Source organism: Bosea sp. NBC_00550, from assembly GCF_026020075.1.
Taxonomy (GTDB): domain Bacteria; phylum Pseudomonadota; class Alphaproteobacteria; order Rhizobiales; family Beijerinckiaceae; genus Allobosea.
The window spans coordinates 1,180,739-1,197,553 of sequence record NZ_CP102772.1 but is presented as its reverse complement, the minus strand read 5'-3'; the positions used below and the strand labels follow the sequence as shown (position 1 = coordinate 1,197,553).

The following is a 16,815-nucleotide window of genomic DNA, read 5'->3' as shown; positions in this document are numbered from 1 at the left end:
TTACGCGCGAGCGGGCCGGTTGTTCCCTGACTTCTTCCCAGCGGCGGCAGGGAACTTGCCGTCCGGCGATCCGTTGCATCGACAACGACTGCAACAGGAGAATCGGCATGTCTCACAGTGATCAGGACCGGGTCTGGAGCCTCATCGACGCGATCAAGTTCGCCATGCTCGTGACCCATGACGGCAATGGCGACGAGCTTCGTGCGCGCCCCATGCACGCCCATGGCAAGCGCGAGGACGACACGATCTACTTCCTCACGGATCGCCGCCATCACAAGGATGACGAGATCCAGATCAACGAAAATGTCTGCCTCGCCTTTTCCGATACGAGCGGGCACCGCTACCTGTCGATCAGCGGGACTGCGACCGTGGTCGACGACCGCGCCCTCGTTCAGGAGCTGTGGGAGCCGAGCAACAAGGCCTTCTGGGACGACGAGAACGATCCCGATATCCGCGTCCTGCGCGTGCGACCGGCGATGGCGGAATTCTGGGACAGCCCCGGCAAGATCGTCACCACCGTCAAGATGGCCGCTGCGGCCCTGACCGGAGCGAAGCTCGAATTCGGCGAGAACCGCAAGGTTTCTCTGTAACTCACTGATAAACGGGAAGAACCATGCTGAAACTCATTGTTCACGGTCTCGGGGCCTGGTTTGCCGTCGAGGCTGCTTCCGGGCGCTATCCGCGTCCGGTCGCTGTCGGCCTGACGATGCTGGTCTCGCGGCTGGGCGCCCCCGCGACCGCTTTCGCGATGCTCGGCTACGGGTTGAAATCACTCAGGGAAGCCGGCGCCTTCGACAGCTGGGAAGCGCCGCGAGCGCGGACGACACGCCCGGCGCGCGCGCGACGCCCGGCGCTGGCTGCCGCCAGCCGCAGAGGCGCGGGACGTGGAAGCCGCGCGGCTAGCAACGGCTGACTGGGTCCTGTCGGCGCGGGCGGACTTAGCTCCGCCCGCCTCGTGCGACCCGTTCGATCTCGGCGCGGACGAGGCGTTCCACCATCGTCGGCAGATTGTCGTCGAGCCATGTCTTCAGCATCGGCTTCAGCATGTCCTTGACGAGGTCTTCCAGCGTCCGGGCATTGTTGCTGAGCACGGTGCTGGCGAGCTGGCCGAAGGCGTTCGTCACCACCGAGCTTGCCTGATCCGACAAAAGGCTCGCCATGTCGACGGCCGGAGCAGCGGATGTCATCTGCGCGGGCGCGGCCGGAATGGGCTCCGGCGCTGGCGGAGGCGGCGCGGCCGCAGCGATGACCGGCGGTTCCTCGACGAAGGCGACGTCGGACTCGTCGGAAATTTCGACCTGCGATGGAGCAGGCTCCGGCTGCGGCTCGGGTGCCGGCACCGGGGCGGCGATCAAAGCCGCTTCGGCACCGAGGTCGAGCACGTCGTCGTCGATTGCCGCCAGCGGTTCCGGCTCGGGGGCGGCTTCAGGAGCCGGAGCGGCTGCTTCGCCCGGTTTCGCCTCGTCATCCGAAATGATCCGGCGAATGGAGGCGAGAATCTCCTCCATCGACGGTTCGCTGGGCTTGGCTTGCGCGCTCATGAAGGCCTGACCGTTGGACACCGGGCGCGCCAATGGAATCAACGCTGCTCCGAGAGCGGAGTATTCCACGACTCGCGGGTCAGACAAGGCAAGGACCGGCTCTCCCACAGGAGAAATCGGCGCTGTTGCCTGAATGCGCCGGCCCTGGCGGCTGGCGCGTGCCAGCCGCGATCAGTGCTCGATGGATCGCCTCAGCGGCCGTCGGGTGTCTGGGTGCCCCACCACAGACCCTTGACCTGGTCGTAGTGCTGGCGGGCGTCGTAGGTCTCGGCCTTGAGCTTGAGCGTCTGCGAGGACAGCCTGCCGATGGCGGAGAGGACGGCATAGGAAGCCACGACGCGGTCGCGCTGTGCCGTCACCAGGGTCGAGCGCGCGATGACCAGCTCCTGCTGGGCGTTCAGGACGTCGAGCGTGGTGCGCTGGCCAACCTTCGCCTCTTCGCGCACGCCGGCGAGCGCGGTGGAAGCCGCTTCGACCTGGGCCTGCGCGGCCACGATCTGCGCTTTGGCCGCATCCAGCCCGCCCCAGGCGGAAACGACGGCGGCGCGGACGGTATCGCGCTGGGTATCGACATCGATGCGGCGCTGGCCGGCCGTTTCCTTGGCCTGACGCGTCCGGGCATAAACCTGGCCGCCCTCGTAGATCGGGATCGTCAGCGCGCCGACGATGCTCGCCGACAGACGATTGTCGCCGAAGAGCGTGCTGTCGTAGCGCTGCTGGACGGTACCGGTCACGCCGAAGGTCGGATAGAGATCCGATTCCGTCACCTTTACCTGCAGTTCGGCCGCATCGACACCGTGCAGTGCGGCGATGATCGCAGGGTGATTGCTCAGCGCACCGGTCAACGCCACCGACAGGGATTTCGGCAGGAGATTCTCGATCGGACGGCCGGGTGCGAGCTGGCGTGGTTCGACGCCGATATTCTGGCGAAAGCGCGCTACCGAGGTCTTGAGATTCGATTCGGCGAGAATCGCCTGCGACTGGGCCTGCGAAAGCCGGGCTTCAGCCTGCGCGACGTCGGTGCGCGTCACTTCGCCGACCTGAAACCGGTCCCGCGTCTGGCGCAGCTGCTCTTCCAGAACCTCGACGTTGTTCCGGTTCAGATTGAGGATGGCCGTGTCGCGCAGGACGTTCATGTAGGACGTCGCGGCATCGAGCAGGACGTTCTGCTCGGTATTGCGCAGCGTGGCTCGCGCGCCGAGCACCTGCGATTCGGACTGGCTCACCGTGTTGCGGGTCCTGCCGGAGTCGAAGATGTTCTGCGTGACCTGGACGCCGGCCCCGCGGGGCGCCAGCCGGCTCGTCGAATTGGGCGATCCCGGAAGGTTGGAATCGATGATGCTCGCGCCGATGTCGGCGGAAGCGGTGATCCTGGGGCGATAACCAGAAAGGGCCTGGGGAACGTTCTCGTCGGTCGCCCGCACTGCGGCGCGCTGGGAATTCAGGGTCGGATTTCCGGAGTAGGCCCGCGCCAGCGCCGAATCCATCGTCTGGGCCGCTGCCGGCAGAGCCCAGCCCCCGGACATCGCCAAAGCGATGACGGCGGAGAGCCCGAACCCGTAAATCTTGTCGTATCGTCTTTTCACTGGACGCCTCTTGTGCGCACTGAAGTCGCGCCCAGGCATCGCCCCAGCCTCGGCATAAGTCTCAATGTCATACCCTTCCTGACGCAATGCGCCAACGCACGGTCGACGTCGGGAGCATTTCCCTAGGAACCTGCCACAAAAATGCGACACCTCCGTTAAGAAACAGATGCACTCAGAATACGAATGCTTCCGGGCGACGGAATTCGGATAATTCGGGAGCCGCCGCATCAAATACGGGGCGTCCGGCGACGATATCCGAGGATTTCCGATAGAGCTTGACGCGGGCGGAACGCCCTGTCCCTTCGACCACGATCAACCGCCCATCAGTGCGTAGCAAGGGAAAAAGCGATTCCGGCTGCATCTCGCAGGCGCCGCTCACCAGAATCGCATCGAATGATTCGCGGCTGGGTTGCGTCGCGACGATCGAAACCTCTCCGGCGCCCGCTGCCCGCAGGGCGCTCTCGGAGAGCGCGCGGGCCGGAGCATCGGGCTCCCAGAGCGTCGTCTTCGCACCCATATGGGCCATCAGCGCGGCGCCGTAGCCGGAGCCGCCGCCGTATTCGAGCGCATCATCGCCGGGCTGCAGTTCAAGCAGCTGGATCATCCGGACGATCACCATCGGCGTCATCAGCGCGCGGCCGGTGCCGGGCAGAGCGATGGACTGATCGAGATAGGCGAGATGAGCGAAATTCTCGGGGACGAAGGCCTCGCGCGGCACCGAATCCGCCGCCGCCAGCACAGCGCGGTCGGTGATGTCATAGGTGCGCAACTGGCAATCGACCATGTTGCGGCGCAGCCCGCTGAAATCGTCCATAACCCTGAACTCTCCGTCTGCGCTGTCACCGGCAAGCGTCGGCTGCGAAGGGCAGCTTGCGTCCAGCCGCCTCGGCGCCGTTCACGGCAGCTTTGTGTTCGACCCGGGAGCAAAAGGCAAGCGCGCCTTGCATCGCAGCAAGACTGCGAAGCACCGCCTGTACCTGGGAATTTTGGGGGGTGAGCTGGCTCCCGGAGCAGGATTCGAACCTGCGACCAATCGATTAACAGTCGATTGCTCTACCGCTGAGCTATCCGGGAACAACGTGGCGGCGTCATAGCGGGGCGTTCCCGGTAGCGCAAGCCCCTTGCGAGCCAGCCAAACAGATTTGTCGCCCCCCGCTGTGGAAGATGCGATGGCGGGTTGCGGCGCGCGACGGCTTGTGGTTATTGCGCTCTCGCTGAAGCGGCCTGCGCCGCTTTCGCCGGAAGGCCTCGTGGCGGAGTGGTTACGCAGAGGACTGCAAATCCTTGCACCCCGGTTCGATTCCGGGCGAGGCCTCCAAAAAATCCCCTAAATATCTGAAATTGTTGATCAATTATTGGAGGTCGGTTTGCCGAGAACTCCATCCCCGATTCTGCGGGACAAACCGCTGGCCAAATTCCCTGCTCCTGACGCCGAATCGAGGCAAGATGCGGGGGGGCCGCTATGGGTCGGAAGCGGACACCGAACATTTACTGCCATCGCGTGCAAGGTCGCCTTAGCGATCCAGGTCGATCTTGGATCGAACTCACGAGTTGGGGACGGCGGATCCTGCGCAACGTCACCGGCGCCGCGGGATGGAACTCCGTTGATCTGTTCCCCATACTCCAGCGAGCGAACGTAGACGCGGGAGAAGTACGACAGCCTCCGACGCCCGTAGAGCAAAATGCGGTGGACGGTCGGTCAGCCGTCGTGGGTGTAGCTGCCGCCGGTAGGTACCGGGCCAAGCGTCCAGTTGTTGGTGCCACTCCACGGGAACATGTAGAGAGGGTGCGTCATCAAGACGGCGCGCAAGACCTGCCAGTTTGTCGGGTCGACGGGATGCGCACCTCGATCCCCGCGCTGATATCGGGCAAGCAGACCTCTCGCCACCCGACCGGCGGAGACGAAGGGTTCGTTGCTCCAGCGAGGCGGGCGCACACCGGTCATGAGGAACGCCAGGGCGGAGACGACATAACACGATGCCTCGTCATCGGCGGCGGCGATGTTGGTGCCGAGCAGATCATAAGCGCAATGAAGGGACTCGTGCAGGATATGCCCCTCCTCGATGCGACCGAGAATGCGCGGCACCTCCATCGTGTTCGCCGGCACGGCACCGCCGCTGAAGCCGGTATATTGGGCGGCCGCCCCTGGAACCATCGCCGCCGGGGGTGACACCCTTGCTCGGCCGTTCTCCAGCGCCCTCGCGACGTAGTGAAACGTGCCGGGCGAAATCGCGATGGTCCTGCCCCCGGAGGGAAAGGTGAAACGGATGCGGGTCGCCGTAGGACCGCGCAATATGCGAACAACCTGTTGCTTCAGAGTCATCTGACGGCCACCTCCGCGTTCGAACCCCCTGCGGTGTTGTCGCGGCCATGCCCAAATCGGTTCATGCAAGAGCAGCCATGACTGCGGCAAACCGCTCCCCAAAAAATGGGCTATCGCCGAACCTGAGCCTCCTGCCGTGTAAAGGAAAGCGTCAGTCCCTCATCGGAGCCGACGTCATCAGCCTCGTTGTAGCGTCCAGAACGATGGGTACGTCGAACGGCCGCAAAGCGGACGTCCCGAGCGTCCGCAAGGGGTCGAGAGCGGACTTCAAAATTGCCGGGACAATCTCTCCGGAAAGCCCCGTAAAGAGACTATGGACGGCGGGACGAAGGTTGCGATTAAGTCATTGAAAATTCTGACTTCGAAGGCTTCGGGCGAGGCCTCCAACATCATCATCACCCCTGATGCCGATCGCGCTCATCCAGCGTTTGCCTTCGCGTGGGCCGCGGCTTGTCCGACACGCTCTCGCTCGGGATAAGGGATGATGACGAAACGCGCCCTGCACTGGTTCCGGAACGATCTGCGGCTGGCTGACAACCCAGCGCTTTCGGCCGCGGCAGAGGCCGGCCAGCTTCTTTGCCTCTATATCCTCGATAATGGCCCCGATCGGCGCGCGCTCGGCGGTGCCTCGCGCTGGTGGCTGTCGCGTTCGCTGGATGCGCTTGGCGAGGCCCTGGCGCGGAAAGGTGGTCGGCTCGTCCTGATGCAAGGCGACCCGGCCGAGATCATTCCGCGCATTGCCGCGGCTGCGGACATCGACCTCGTCACCTGGAACCGCCGCTACGAAGCGCCGGCCATCGCCCTGGATACCAGGCTCAAGGACCAGCTGACAGCGCGTGGAATCAGCGTCCGCAGCTTCAACAGCCATCTTCTGAACGAGCCATGGCAGGTCACCACGACGACGGGTCAGCCGACGAAGGTGTTCACGCCGTATTGGCGCGCGGCCCGGCAAAAGGGTGAGCCGGCAGCGCCGATTCCGGCGCCCTCGCGGATCGACGCGCTCGCACTGCCCGAATCGATCGAGGCGCTGGCGGTGTCGCTGGCGAATCTGGGGCTTGAGCCCCGAAAGCCCGATTGGGCCGGCGGATTGCGGGCCGAATGGATACCGGGCGAACAAGGCGCAGCCGAGCGTCTCGACGATTTCCTCACGCGTTCGCTCGATGGGTACACCGAAGGCCGCGACCGGCCGGGCCGCGAATCGACGTCGCGGCTTTCGCCGCATCTGCGCTTCGGCGAGATCGGGCCGCGCCAGATCTGGCATGCGCTCCGCCACGCCCGCGAAACCGGGAAAGCCGTCGGATCGGAAGGCGATGCGGAAAAGTTCCTGGCCGAGATCGGCTGGCGCGAATTCTCCTACCATCTGCTCTTCCACAATCCCGAGCTGCCGACGCGCAACTACGACAGGCGCTTCGACGCCTTTCCCTGGCGGGCGGACGAGGAGGCGTTGCGCCGCTGGCAGAGCGGGCAGACCGGCATCCCGCTCGTCGATGCCGGCATGCGCGAGCTTTGGGCGACCGGCTATATGCATAACCGCGTCCGGATGGTCGTCGCGTCCTTCCTGATCAAGCATCTGCTGCAGGATTGGCGCGCGGGCGAAGCCTGGTTCTGGGACACGCTCGTCGATGCCGACCCGGCCAGCAACGCTGCGAGCTGGCAATGGGTCGCGGGGTCCGGTGCGGATGCGTCGCCCTATTTCCGGATCTTCAACCCCGTCACGCAGGGCGAAACCCACGATCCCAAGGGCGATTATGTCCGCCGCTGGGTGCCGGAGCTGTCGGGGCTCTCCAACAGCGATATCCATCAGCCCTGGAAGGCGTCCCAGGCGCCCCTGCGGGAGGCAGGCGTTCGAATCGGCGAGACCTACCCTGCCCCGATCATCGACCTCGCCTTCGGCCGGCAACGGGCGCTCGATGCCTTCGCGACGATCCGCAATCGCTGAGGCACCTCAGCGGCTTCGGGCGGCGAATCTGGACATCAGGGTGAAATAGACCGGATCGGGCAACAGCCGCAGTGCCTTCATCGACCAGGCCAGCCGCCGCGGGAAGGCGATCTCGAAGCCGCCGCGCTCGAAACCGTCGACGATTCGGCTGGCGCCATCCGCCGCCGTCATCAGGAAGGGCATCGGGAAGCGCCGCCCCTGCGTCATCGGGGTGTCGACGAAGCCGGGATTGACCACCTGCAGGCGGATGCCGGCGGGTTCGCAGTCGAAGCGCAGCGACTGGCACAGATGGATCGCTGCCGCCTTGGTCGCCCCATAGACCGCAGCGCCGGGCAGGCCACGATAACCGACGAGCGAGGCATTCACCGCGATCTGCCCGCGTCCGCGGGGGATCATCCGGCGCTGCACGGCGGAGAGGCTCTTCACCACGCCGAGCAGATTGACCGCGATGACATTCTCGACGGTCTCGACATCGAAGGGCCGGCCCTCGATGCCGGATGCGACACCGGCATTGAGGAAAGCGAGCGCGATCGGCCCGTGAATGCTTTCGATCGCTTCAACGACGCCCAGCATCGACTGCGCCTCGGTGACGTCGCCGGCATGGGCGACGATCCGGCCGGGCAGGCCCTCAGCCTCGCGCGCCACGGTTTCCAGCGCATCCGTCCGTCGCGCGGTGATCGCGACCGTCCAGCCGCGTCGCGCCAGTTCGAGCGCGACCGCCGCGCCGATGCCGGAGCTGGCGCCGGTCACCCAGGCCACGCCGTCCTGCGGTTTCATGCGGGCTAAGGCCATGGCCACTCCGGATTGGTCGAGCCTGCCATCTAGGCACGAAACCACCGCGCCGAAAGCCATGCGCATCGGATCATCCCCGCTATCCTGCCAAGGCGGTGGCATGAGCGGCGCAATCGGTGCAGTCTGCGCCGCGAAGGCGCTTTGCCGCCGCTAGCGAGATGACCGGACCATGCCGACCGAACTGCTCTTCCGCGATGACGCCTATCTGAAAGAGACGCCAGCCACTGTCGAGGCCGTCAACGAGCGCGGCGGAATCATCCTCGACCGCACCGTCTTCTATGCGACCGGTGGCGGGCAGCCGGGCGATGCCGGGCATCTGCGCCGGGCCGATGGCGGCCTCATCGCCGTGGGCACCGCAATCTACGATCCCGAGGACAAGAGCCGGGTCATCCATGTGCCGCTCGAAGGCCAGGCGCTGCCTGCCGCGGGCGAGGCCGTCACCGCCGTGCTCGACTGGGAGCGCCGTCTCAAGCGCATGCGCATCCACACGGCCTTGCATCTGCTCAGCGTCGTGCTGGCATACCCCGTCACCGGTGGATCGATCGGCGAAGGCGACGGGCGGCTGGATTTCGACATTCCCGAAGGCGGGCTCGACAAGGCGGAGATCGCCGAGAAGCTCAATGCGCTCGTCGCGCGCGACGCCGATGTCACCGAGCGCTGGATCACGGATGAGGAGCTCGACGCCAATCCGGGCCTCGTCAAGACGATGTCGGTGAAGCCGCCGCGCGGCTCCGGCCGGGTCCGGCTCGTCGCCATTGGCGATATCGACCTGCAGCCCTGTGGCGGCACCCATGTCCGCAACACCGCGGAGATCGGGGCGGTCGCCGTCACCGATATCGAGAAGAAGGGCAAGCAGAACCGGCGCGTCCGGATCGCGCTGGCCTAGAACACCAAAGCTGATGCCCAGAGGATACGCCTATGGCCCGTGAAGACGTCTTCGTTTCAACCGAGTGGCTGGCCGAGCGCCTGAACGCGCCCGACATCGTCGTGATCGATGCGTCCTGGTATCTGCCGGCGCAGAAGCGCGACGGAGCGGCCGAATACGCCGCGCGCCGTATTCCGGGCGCCGTCCATTTCGACATCGACAAGATCAAGGACACCCGCTCCTCGCTGCCCCACATGCTGCCATCGGCCCCTGAATTCGCGGCCGCCGTGGGCGCGCTCGGCATCGGCGACGGCATGCGCATCGTGGTCTATGATGGGCTCGGCTTCTTTTCGGCGCCGCGCGTGCGCTGGACCTTCAAGGTGTTCGGCGCACGAGACGTCGTCATCCTGGACGGTGGCTTCCCGAAATGGCTCGCCGAGGGACGCCCCGTCGAGGAAGACAGCCCGCAGCCGCGCCAGCCCCGCGTCTTCACCGCCCGGCTCGACAACGGCGCCGTCGCCGATGCGGAGGACGTGGCGCGCGCGACGGCCTCGCAAGCGATCCAGGTGGTCGACGCGCGCGCTGCCGATCGCTTCCGCGGCGAGGCGGCGGAGCCCCGGCCCGGCCTGCTCTCCGGCCATATTCCCGGCTCGCTCAACCTGCCGTCTTCGCAGCTCACCACCGATGGCAGGCTGAAGGAGCCGGAAGAGATCGTCGAGCTATTCCAGGATGCCGGCGTCGATCTTGACAAGCCCTCGATCATGACCTGCGGCTCGGGCGTCTCGGCCGTGATCCTGTCGACGGCGCTCGAGACCGTCGGCAAGCCGGCCAAGGCAATCTATGACGGCTCATGGTCCGAATGGGGCATGGGCGAGCGGCCCGTCGCAACGGGGCCGGCGAAGCAGGGCTGATTGGGAGACTGCCATGGGCCAAGAACACGACCATTCGCACGATCATTCCCACGACAACGCCCATGACGGCGAGCCGCGCTGGAAGCATGACGGCGTCCGGGTGATCTCGGGCGATCAGCTCGATCCGAACACCGCCCAGACACCCGGCATGTTCCGGCAGGCGGCGATCAACCATGCCCGCGTCGGCGCGCAGAAGATCTGGGCCGGCACGGTCGCGATCGAGCCCAACGCCAAGACCGGCGTGCACCATCATGGCGAGCTTGAAAGCGTGATCTATGTGGTGAGCGGGAAGGCTCGCATGCGCTGGGGCGAGCGACTGGAATTCGTCGCCGAAGCGGGACCGGGCGACTTCATCTATGTGCCGCCCTTCGTGCCTCATCAGGAGATCAACGCCGATCCCGACAACCCGCTGCAATGCGTGCTGGTGCGCTCCGACAACGAGGCGGTGGTCGTCAACATCAGCGATGTCGATCCGGTCGAGAAGCCGGAAGAAGTCTACTGGGTCGACCCGATCCACAAGCACCCGCACGGGTGAGCCGGCGGCGAAGGGAAACCTTCCGTCATGCTCGGGCTTGACCCGAGCATCTCCTGCCGAATGAGGCTCCCGAGCATCTCCTGCCAGAGATTCTCGGGTCTGCGCTTGGCTTCGCCCGAGAATGACGGCGGGTTTCAGGTTGGCCGCCTCACCCCGTCTCGAAATCGCCCGGCTGCGGCGGTGCGATCGGGGTGAACAACGTGCGATCGGGCTTGATGTCGAGCAGCGGCGTCTCGTCGAGGCAGTCGAGGCCACGCACCAGCAGCACCCGCCCTTCCCGCGCGACCAGCGTCGCGATCGAGGTGCCGATCGGGTTGGGCCGGACCGGCGTGCGCAGGGCAAAGGTCCCGTGCGTCTCGCCATTGTTGGCCGGGCTCTGGCGCACGAGGTCGCGGCGCGACTGGTGCAGCCAATACAGCACCTCCAGCCGCTCGAAGCGCTCGATCCCGTCCAACGCCTCGTCCCAGGGCGGGAACAGTTCGATGCGGCAGACCGGACCGTCCGCCCTGCCCTGGCGCGGGCAGGTCAGCCGCGAGGTCCACGGCGTGCGGATGGTGCCGATGAAGACGAGGCCGGCATCGGTCGCCTGCGGCGGCGCGACGGCGACCTCCTTGTCGCGGATCTCGTTCTCGCGGACCATCTGTTTCAGTCGATCGCGATCATCACGTCGGAGGCTTTCACCACGGCATAGGCTTCCTTGCCGACGGTCAGCTTGAGGTCGTCGACCGCCGCATTGGTGATCGAGGATGTCACGATAGCACCGCCGATATCGATGCGGACATGGGCCGTGGTCGCGCCCTTGGTGATCTCGACGATCCTGCCCTTGAGCTGGTTGCGCGCGCTGATCTTCATGGTTGCTCTTGCTTTGTCGATGCTGCGGTCATGTCGCTGCTGTCGCCGCTCCTTGACTCGCCTGCGAGCGCACGGCAACGATCGCTATATCCAGTGATATACAACGATAAGACAGCGAGGAAGAGCATGATCAAGCGCCGGACAATGCTGGGCCTGGGCCTGGCTTTCGCCATGAGCATGGCACCTGCCTTCGATGCCGCGCAGGCACAGACGAAGGACCTCGTCATCTTCGCCGCCGCCAGCATGAAGAATGCGCTCGACGAGGCCGCCGCCAACTGGGTGAAGGAGAGCGGCAGGCCGGCACCAAAGATCTCCTATGCCGCCAGCAACACGCTGGCCAAGCAGATCGAGAGCGGCGCACCGGCCGATCTCTTCGTCTCGGCCGATCTCGACTGGATGGACTATGTGGCGGGCAAGAACCTGATCAAGCCGGACACGCGCGTCAGCCTGCTCGCCAACCGCATCGTGCTCGTCGCCGGCAAGGATTCGACCGCCAAGCTCGACCTGAAGCCCGGCGTCGATGTCGCGGCGGTGCTCGGCTCCGACCGGCTGGCCATGGGCAATGTCGATTCCGTCCCGGCCGGAAAATACGGCAAGGCCGCCCTGGAGAAGCTCGGCGCCTGGGACAAGGTGAAGGACAAGATCGCGCAGGCCGACAATGTCCGCGCCGCGCTGCTGCTCGTCTCGCGCGGCGAAGCCCCGCTTGGCATCGTCTATGCGACCGACGCCGCCGCCGACCCGCAGGTCAAGGTCGTCGCGACCTTCCCCGAGGATTCGCATCCGCCGATCGTCTATCCGGTCGCGGTCCTCAAGGATTCGGCCAATCCCGACGCCCAGGCTTTCCTGACCTATCTGCGGGGCGCCGGCGCGAAGCCCGTCTTCGAGAAGCAGGGCTTCACGGTGCTCAACAAGGCCGCCAGCTCTTCGTGAGCGACTGGCTTTCGCCCGAGGAATGGACGGCGGTCAGGCTCAGCCTGATCGTCTCCACCACCGCCATGCTCGCGAGCCTGCCCCTCGGGCTGGGCGTCGCGCTTCTGCTGGCGCGCGGGCGCTTCTGGGGCAAATCGCTGCTCGATGCGATCGTCCATATGCCGCTGATCCTGCCGCCGGTGGTGACGGGCTATCTGCTGCTGCTCGGCTTCGGCCGGCGCGGGCCGATCGGCGAGTTCCTGTATGACTGGTTCGGGATCGTCTTTTCCTTCCGCTGGACGGGCGCGGCGCTGGCCTGTGCCGTGATGGGCTTTCCGCTGATGGTCCGCGCCATTCGCCTCTCGATCGAGGCCGTCGACCGCAAGCTTGAGGCCGCCGCCGGCACGCTCGGCGCGAACCCTCTCTGGGTCTTCCTCGTCGTCACCCTGCCGCTCTGCCTGCCCGGCATCATCGCCGGCATGATCCTGTGCTTCGCCAAGGCGATGGGCGAATTCGGCGCGACGATCACCTTCGTCTCCAACATTCCCGGCGAGACGCAGACGCTGCCCACCGCGATCTACACCTTCACCCAGGTGCCGGGCGGCGACGCTGGCGCGTTGCGGCTGACGCTGATCTCGATCGCGATCTCGGTCGCGGCGCTCGTGCTCTCGGAGCTGATGGCGCGGATGGTTGGCCGCCGGATCGCCGTCGAATGAGTCCCGTCCTCGATATCGCCGTCCGACACCGGCTCGGCGACTTCCAGCTCGTTGCCTCCTTCGTCTCCGACGGACGCCTGACGGCGCTGTTCGGCAGTTCCGGCTCGGGCAAGACCTCTCTGGTCAACGTCATCGGCGGGCTGATCCGTCCCCAGGCAGGCCATGTTCGCGTCGATGGCGAGACGCTGGTCGATACCGAACGTGGCATCTATCTGCCCAAGCATCGCCGGCGGATCGGTTATGTCTTCCAGGAAGCGCGGCTCTTCCCGCATCTCACCGTGCGGCAGAACCTGCTGTTCGGGCACTGGTTCGTGCCGCGTGAGGCCCGCAAGCCGGCCGAGCTCGACAAGGTTCTCGACCTGCTCGGCATCGGCCATCTGTTGCGCCGGCGTCCCGGCTCCCTCTCCGGCGGCGAGAAACAGCGCGTCGCCATCGGCCGCGCTTTGCTGGCGCAGCCGCGACTGCTCCTGATGGACGAACCGTTGGCGGCGCTCGACGAAGCCCGCAAGGCGGAGATCCTGCCGCATATCGAGCGGCTGCGCGACGAGGTCGGTATACCCATCGTCTATGTCTCGCATGCGCTGGCGGAGGTCGCGCGGCTCGCCACGACCGTCGCCATGGTCGAGGACGGCCGCGTCGCCGCCTGCGGTCCGACGGCCGACATCCTTTCGCGGCCCGATCTGGCGGCACGGCCCGGCGCGCCGGAGGCAAGCTCGCTCCTCGCGGCGGAGGTCGTCGCGTTCGACGAGGAATTCGGCCTGGCGCGGCTCGCGACGCCGGCCGGGCCGCTCACGTTCGGGCGCGGGGTGCTCCGGCAGGGTCAGCGGATCAAGATCCGCATCCTGGCGAGCGACGTCATGCTCAGCCTCGGTCAGCCGGCCGAGATCAGCGCGCTTAACGTGCTCGCAGGAACGGTCGCCGAGATCGGCGAACGCAGCGGTGCCGGCGGCAGCACCGTGCATCTGCTCCTCTCCTGCGGTGAAGCGAAACTGGCGGCGCGGTTGACCGCGAGATCCGTTGCCCTACTCGGGCTCGCGCCCGGCAAGCCGGTTTATGCGGTGATCAAGAGCGTCTCAGTCGAGATGCCTTGAACCGGTTGCGCCGATTCGACTGGGTTGCCGTCATTCTCGGGCGAAGCGAAGCGTAGACCCGAGAATCTCAGGCAGGATGAGGTGAAGGGAGCCTCTTTCGGCATGAGATGCTCGGGTCAGGCCCGAGCATGACGCCAGGCTGGCGATGGAGTTTTCGAAAACCGGCATGCCCCTTGACCTTCCCATGATGGGAAGCCCCATATGCAGCGTCATCACCATGAAGGAGACGGCGATGACGGTCATCGACAAGGTCAGGGACAATCTCGAAACGCTCGATATGGGCGTGGAAGGCATGTCCTGCGCGAGCTGTGTCGGGCGCGTCGAGCGAGCCATCGCGACGGTTCCGGGTGTCGACGCGGTCGCGGTCAACCTCGCGACCGAGCGGGCGCGCGTCACTTTCGTCAAGGGCGGCACCGATCTTCGCAAGATCGAGGATGCGGTTCGGCAGGCCGGCTACAAGCCGGTCGAGACGACGATGGAACTCTCTGTCGCGGGGATGAACTGCGCCTCCTGCGTCGGGCATGTCGAGAAGGCGCTGCGCGCCGTGCCGGGCGTCGTCGACGCGACCGTGAATCTCGCTACCGAGCGCGCCACGGTAAGGACCCTGGCCGGCACCGACATCACCCCCGCCCTCGTGAAGGCCGTCGCCGGCGCCGGCTATGAGGCGAGCCGTCTCCAGCCCGAGGCCGCCCATGCGGCAGGCCCTCACGACCATATGGCCATGATGAAGGAGGAGCAGCAGGCGCAGCTGCTGCGCTCGGTCATCCTCGCCGCCGTGCTGACGCTGCCGCTGCTGGTGGTCGAGATGGGCAGCCATATGGTCCCGGCCCTGCACCATTGGCTCGCCGGCACCTTCGGCGAATGGAATGTCCGCGTCTTCTCCTTCGCGCTTGCGACCATCGTGCAGTTCGGACCGGGCCTCGTCTTCCTGCGCAAGGGCTTTCCGGCGCTGCTGCGCGGCGCGCCCGACATGAACTCGCTCGTCATGCTCGGCACCGGCGCGGCCTATCTCTACTCGACCGCCGCGACCTTCCTGCCCCAGCTGATGCCGGCGGGCGCGGACGGCACCTATTTCGAATCCGGCGCGGTGATCGTGACGCTGATCCTGCTCGGCCGCTGGTTCGAGACGCGCGCCAAGAGCCGGACCGGCGCCGCGATCCGCAGCCTGATCGCGCTCCAGCCGAAGACGGCGCGCGTCCTGCGCGATGGCGTGGAAGCCGACATGCCCGTCGACACCGTCCGGGCCGGCGATATCGTCATCCTGCGGCCAGGCGAGCGCGTGCCGGTTGATGGCGAGGTCACGGACGGCGCCTCCTTCGTCGACGAGTCGATGATCACCGGCGAGCCTGCGCCCGTGCGCAAGGAGGCCGGAAGCGCCGTCACGGGCGGCACCGTCAACGGCTCGGGCGCGTTGCGATTCACCGCGCGCAAGGTCGGTTCTGAGACGCTGCTGGCCCAGATCGTGCGGACGGTTCAGGCCGCGCAGGGCGCCAAGCTGCCGATCCAGGCGCTGGTCGACCGTGTCACGCTCTGGTTCGTTCCCGCCGTGATGGCGCTGGCGCTGGCGACCTTCGTCGTCTGGCTCGTCTTCGGGCCGAGCCCTGCCCTGTCGCATGCGCTGGTCAATGCCGTCGCCGTGCTGATCATCGCCTGCCCCTGCGCGATGGGGTTGGCGACGCCGACCTCGATCATGGTCGGCACCGGCCGGGGCGCGGAACTGGGCATCCTCTTCCGGCAGGGTGACGCCCTGCAGGCACTCAAGGACGTCCAGATCGTCGCGCTCGACAAGACGGGAACGCTGACCAAGGGCAGGCCGGAGCTGACCGATATCGAGCCTGCTTCCGGCTTCGACACCAATGACGTGTTGCGCCTCGTCGCCTCGGCCGAGAACCGCTCGGAGCATCCGCTGGCGCTGGCCCTCGTCGCGGCAGCCAAGGCGCGTGGTCTCGCGCTAGCCGAGCCGGCCGATTTCGTGAGCGATCCCGGCCGCGGCGTCACCGCGACGGTCGAGGGTCGCGGCGTCGCGATCGGCGGCCACAGGCTGATGGAGCAGGCCGGTCTCGACATCGCGCCCTTCGCCGCCCGCGCCCAGGCCCTGGCCGAAGCCGGCAAGACGCCGCTCTATGCCGCCATCGATGGCAGGATCGCAGCCGTCATCGCCGTCGCCGACGCCGTGAAGGAGACGACGCCCGCGGCCATCGCCGCGCTGCACAGGCTCGGCCTCAAAGTCGCGATGGTCACCGGCGATGACCGGCGCACGGCCGAGGCTGTCGCCCGTACGCTCGGCATCGACGAGGTCAGGGCCGAGGTGCTGCCGACCGACAAGGCCGAGGTGGTGAAGGCGCTGCAAAAGGGCGGCAACAAGGTCGCCTTCGTCGGCGACGGCATCAACGATGCCCCTGCCCTCGCCCAGGCGGATGTCGGCATCGCCATCGGCACCGGCACGGATATCGCGATCGAGAGCGCCGATGTCGTGCTGATGTCCGGCGACGTGATGGGCGTGCCGCGCGCCATCGCGCTGTCGCAAGCGGTCATCGCCAATATCCGCCAGAATCTCGCCTGGGCCTTCGGCTACAATGCGCTGCTGGTACCGGTCGCGGCCGGCGTGCTCTACCCGGCCTTCGGCATCCTGCTGTCGCCGGTCTTCGCCGGGCTCGCCATGGCACTGTCGAGCGTCAGCGTGCTCGCCAACGCGCTGCGACTGAAGCGTTTTCGCGTGCCGGCCTCGCATGACGCCGCGCAGAAAGGGTCGTGA

At 66.5% G+C, this 16,815-nt stretch carries 18 protein-coding genes and 2 tRNA genes; 11 read left to right on the top strand and 9 right to left on the bottom strand.

Translation table 11 applies throughout. The features are described 5' to 3' along the window. The first annotated feature begins 107 nt into the window (after positions 1 to 107). The gene (locus NWE53_RS05635; RefSeq protein WP_265053388.1) at positions 108 to 590 is read left to right on the top strand and encodes a pyridoxamine 5'-phosphate oxidase family protein; all 483 of its coding nucleotides are present in this window, start codon (positions 108 to 110) and stop codon (positions 588 to 590) included. Between the two features lie 23 nt (positions 591 to 613). Further along, complete coding sequence (locus NWE53_RS05630) at positions 614 to 913, top strand: hypothetical protein (protein ID WP_265053387.1); 300 nt, start codon at positions 614 to 616, stop codon at positions 911 to 913. 25 nt (positions 914 to 938) lie between these two features. Here NWE53_RS05630 and NWE53_RS05625 read toward each other — a convergent pair whose 3' ends face one another. From NWE53_RS05625 to NWE53_RS05610, 4 genes are all read right to left on the bottom strand, one after another. Beyond that, the gene (locus NWE53_RS05625; protein WP_265053386.1) at positions 939 to 1,541 is read right to left on the bottom strand and encodes a PopZ family protein; all 603 of its coding nucleotides are present in this window, start codon (positions 1,539 to 1,541) and stop codon (positions 939 to 941) included. A gap of 191 nt (positions 1,542 to 1,732) precedes the next feature. Further along, on the bottom strand, positions 1,733 to 3,127 hold the full coding sequence (locus tag NWE53_RS05620; protein ID WP_265053385.1) for a TolC family outer membrane protein: 1,395 nt from the start codon (positions 3,125 to 3,127) through the stop codon (positions 1,733 to 1,735). A 172-nt stretch (positions 3,128 to 3,299) separates the two neighbouring features. Continuing rightward, positions 3,300 to 3,941 (bottom strand): protein-L-isoaspartate O-methyltransferase family protein, encoded by a 642-nt coding sequence (locus NWE53_RS05615; RefSeq protein WP_265053384.1) that lies wholly within the window; start codon positions 3,939 to 3,941, stop codon positions 3,300 to 3,302. Positions 3,942 to 4,126: 185 nt separating this feature from the next. Continuing rightward, positions 4,127 to 4,201, bottom strand: a tRNA-Asn gene (locus NWE53_RS05610). A gap of 170 nt (positions 4,202 to 4,371) precedes the next feature. Between NWE53_RS05610 and NWE53_RS05605 the strand changes: the two genes are divergently transcribed. Continuing rightward, positions 4,372 to 4,445, top strand: a tRNA-Cys gene (locus NWE53_RS05605). A 381-nt stretch (positions 4,446 to 4,826) separates the two neighbouring features. Here NWE53_RS05605 and NWE53_RS05600 read toward each other — a convergent pair. Next, the gene (locus tag NWE53_RS05600) at positions 4,827 to 5,450 is read right to left on the bottom strand and encodes a hypothetical protein (protein ID WP_265053383.1); all 624 of its coding nucleotides are present in this window, start codon (positions 5,448 to 5,450) and stop codon (positions 4,827 to 4,829) included. 484 nt (positions 5,451 to 5,934) lie between these two features. Here NWE53_RS05600 and NWE53_RS05595 point away from each other — a divergent pair, with 484 nt between their 5' ends. Beyond that, positions 5,935 to 7,389, top strand: a complete 1,455-nt coding sequence (locus NWE53_RS05595; RefSeq protein ID WP_265053382.1) for a cryptochrome/photolyase family protein — start codon at positions 5,935 to 5,937, stop codon at positions 7,387 to 7,389. A 6-nt stretch (positions 7,390 to 7,395) separates the two neighbouring features. On the opposite strand, the gene NWE53_RS05590 is transcribed toward NWE53_RS05595, so the two are convergent. Beyond that, the gene (locus NWE53_RS05590) at positions 7,396 to 8,181 is read right to left on the bottom strand and encodes an SDR family NAD(P)-dependent oxidoreductase (protein WP_265053381.1); all 786 of its coding nucleotides are present in this window, start codon (positions 8,179 to 8,181) and stop codon (positions 7,396 to 7,398) included. A gap of 169 nt (positions 8,182 to 8,350) precedes the next feature. Between NWE53_RS05590 and NWE53_RS05585 the strand changes: the two genes are divergently transcribed. Genes NWE53_RS05585 through NWE53_RS05575 form a run of 3 tightly spaced genes read left to right on the top strand, consistent with a single transcriptional unit; the run spans position 8,351 to position 10,492 of the window. Further along, positions 8,351 to 9,067: an alanyl-tRNA editing protein gene (locus NWE53_RS05585; protein WP_265053380.1), complete on the top strand. Its 717-nt coding sequence runs from the start codon at positions 8,351 to 8,353 to the stop codon at positions 9,065 to 9,067. Between the two features lie 32 nt (positions 9,068 to 9,099). Further along, the gene (sseA, locus tag NWE53_RS05580) at positions 9,100 to 9,957 is read left to right on the top strand and encodes a 3-mercaptopyruvate sulfurtransferase (protein WP_265053379.1); all 858 of its coding nucleotides are present in this window, start codon (positions 9,100 to 9,102) and stop codon (positions 9,955 to 9,957) included. A gap of 13 nt (positions 9,958 to 9,970) precedes the next feature. Further along, positions 9,971 to 10,492, top strand: coding sequence for a cupin domain-containing protein (locus NWE53_RS05575; protein ID WP_265053378.1), 522 nt, complete (start codon positions 9,971 to 9,973; stop codon positions 10,490 to 10,492). Between the two features lie 148 nt (positions 10,493 to 10,640). On the opposite strand, the gene tsaA is transcribed toward NWE53_RS05575, so the two are convergent. Continuing rightward, positions 10,641 to 11,132, bottom strand: a complete 492-nt coding sequence (gene tsaA, locus NWE53_RS05570; RefSeq protein WP_265053377.1) for a tRNA (N6-threonylcarbamoyladenosine(37)-N6)-methyltransferase TrmO — start codon at positions 11,130 to 11,132, stop codon at positions 10,641 to 10,643. Between the two features lie 5 nt (positions 11,133 to 11,137). After that, the gene (locus NWE53_RS05565) at positions 11,138 to 11,344 is read right to left on the bottom strand and encodes a TOBE domain-containing protein (RefSeq protein ID WP_265053376.1); all 207 of its coding nucleotides are present in this window, start codon (positions 11,342 to 11,344) and stop codon (positions 11,138 to 11,140) included. Between the two features lie 126 nt (positions 11,345 to 11,470). On the opposite strand from NWE53_RS05565, the gene modA reads away from it, so the two are divergent. From modA to modC, 3 genes are read left to right on the top strand one after another with little or no spacing between them, the layout of a single operon-like run. Further along, on the top strand, positions 11,471 to 12,274 hold the full coding sequence (modA, locus tag NWE53_RS05560; RefSeq protein WP_442864972.1) for a molybdate ABC transporter substrate-binding protein: 804 nt from the start codon (positions 11,471 to 11,473) through the stop codon (positions 12,272 to 12,274). After that, positions 12,271 to 12,969 (top strand): molybdate ABC transporter permease subunit, encoded by a 699-nt coding sequence (gene modB / locus NWE53_RS05555; protein ID WP_265053375.1) that lies wholly within the window; start codon positions 12,271 to 12,273, stop codon positions 12,967 to 12,969. Before modA ends, modB begins: the two co-directional genes overlap by 4 nt. Continuing rightward, on the top strand, positions 12,966 to 14,060 hold the full coding sequence (gene modC / locus NWE53_RS05550) for a molybdenum ABC transporter ATP-binding protein (protein WP_265053374.1): 1,095 nt from the start codon (positions 12,966 to 12,968) through the stop codon (positions 14,058 to 14,060). Before modB ends, modC begins: the two co-directional genes overlap by 4 nt. Positions 14,061 to 14,090: 30 nt before the next feature. On the opposite strand, the gene NWE53_RS05545 is transcribed toward modC, so the two are convergent. Beyond that, positions 14,091 to 14,303, bottom strand: coding sequence for a hypothetical protein (locus tag NWE53_RS05545; RefSeq protein WP_265053373.1), 213 nt, complete (start codon positions 14,301 to 14,303; stop codon positions 14,091 to 14,093). Between NWE53_RS05545 and NWE53_RS05540 the strand changes: the two genes are divergently transcribed. Then, on the top strand, positions 14,293 to 16,815 hold the full coding sequence (locus NWE53_RS05540) for a heavy metal translocating P-type ATPase (RefSeq protein ID WP_265053372.1): 2,523 nt from the start codon (positions 14,293 to 14,295) through the stop codon (positions 16,813 to 16,815). The genes NWE53_RS05545 and NWE53_RS05540 overlap by 11 nt on opposite strands.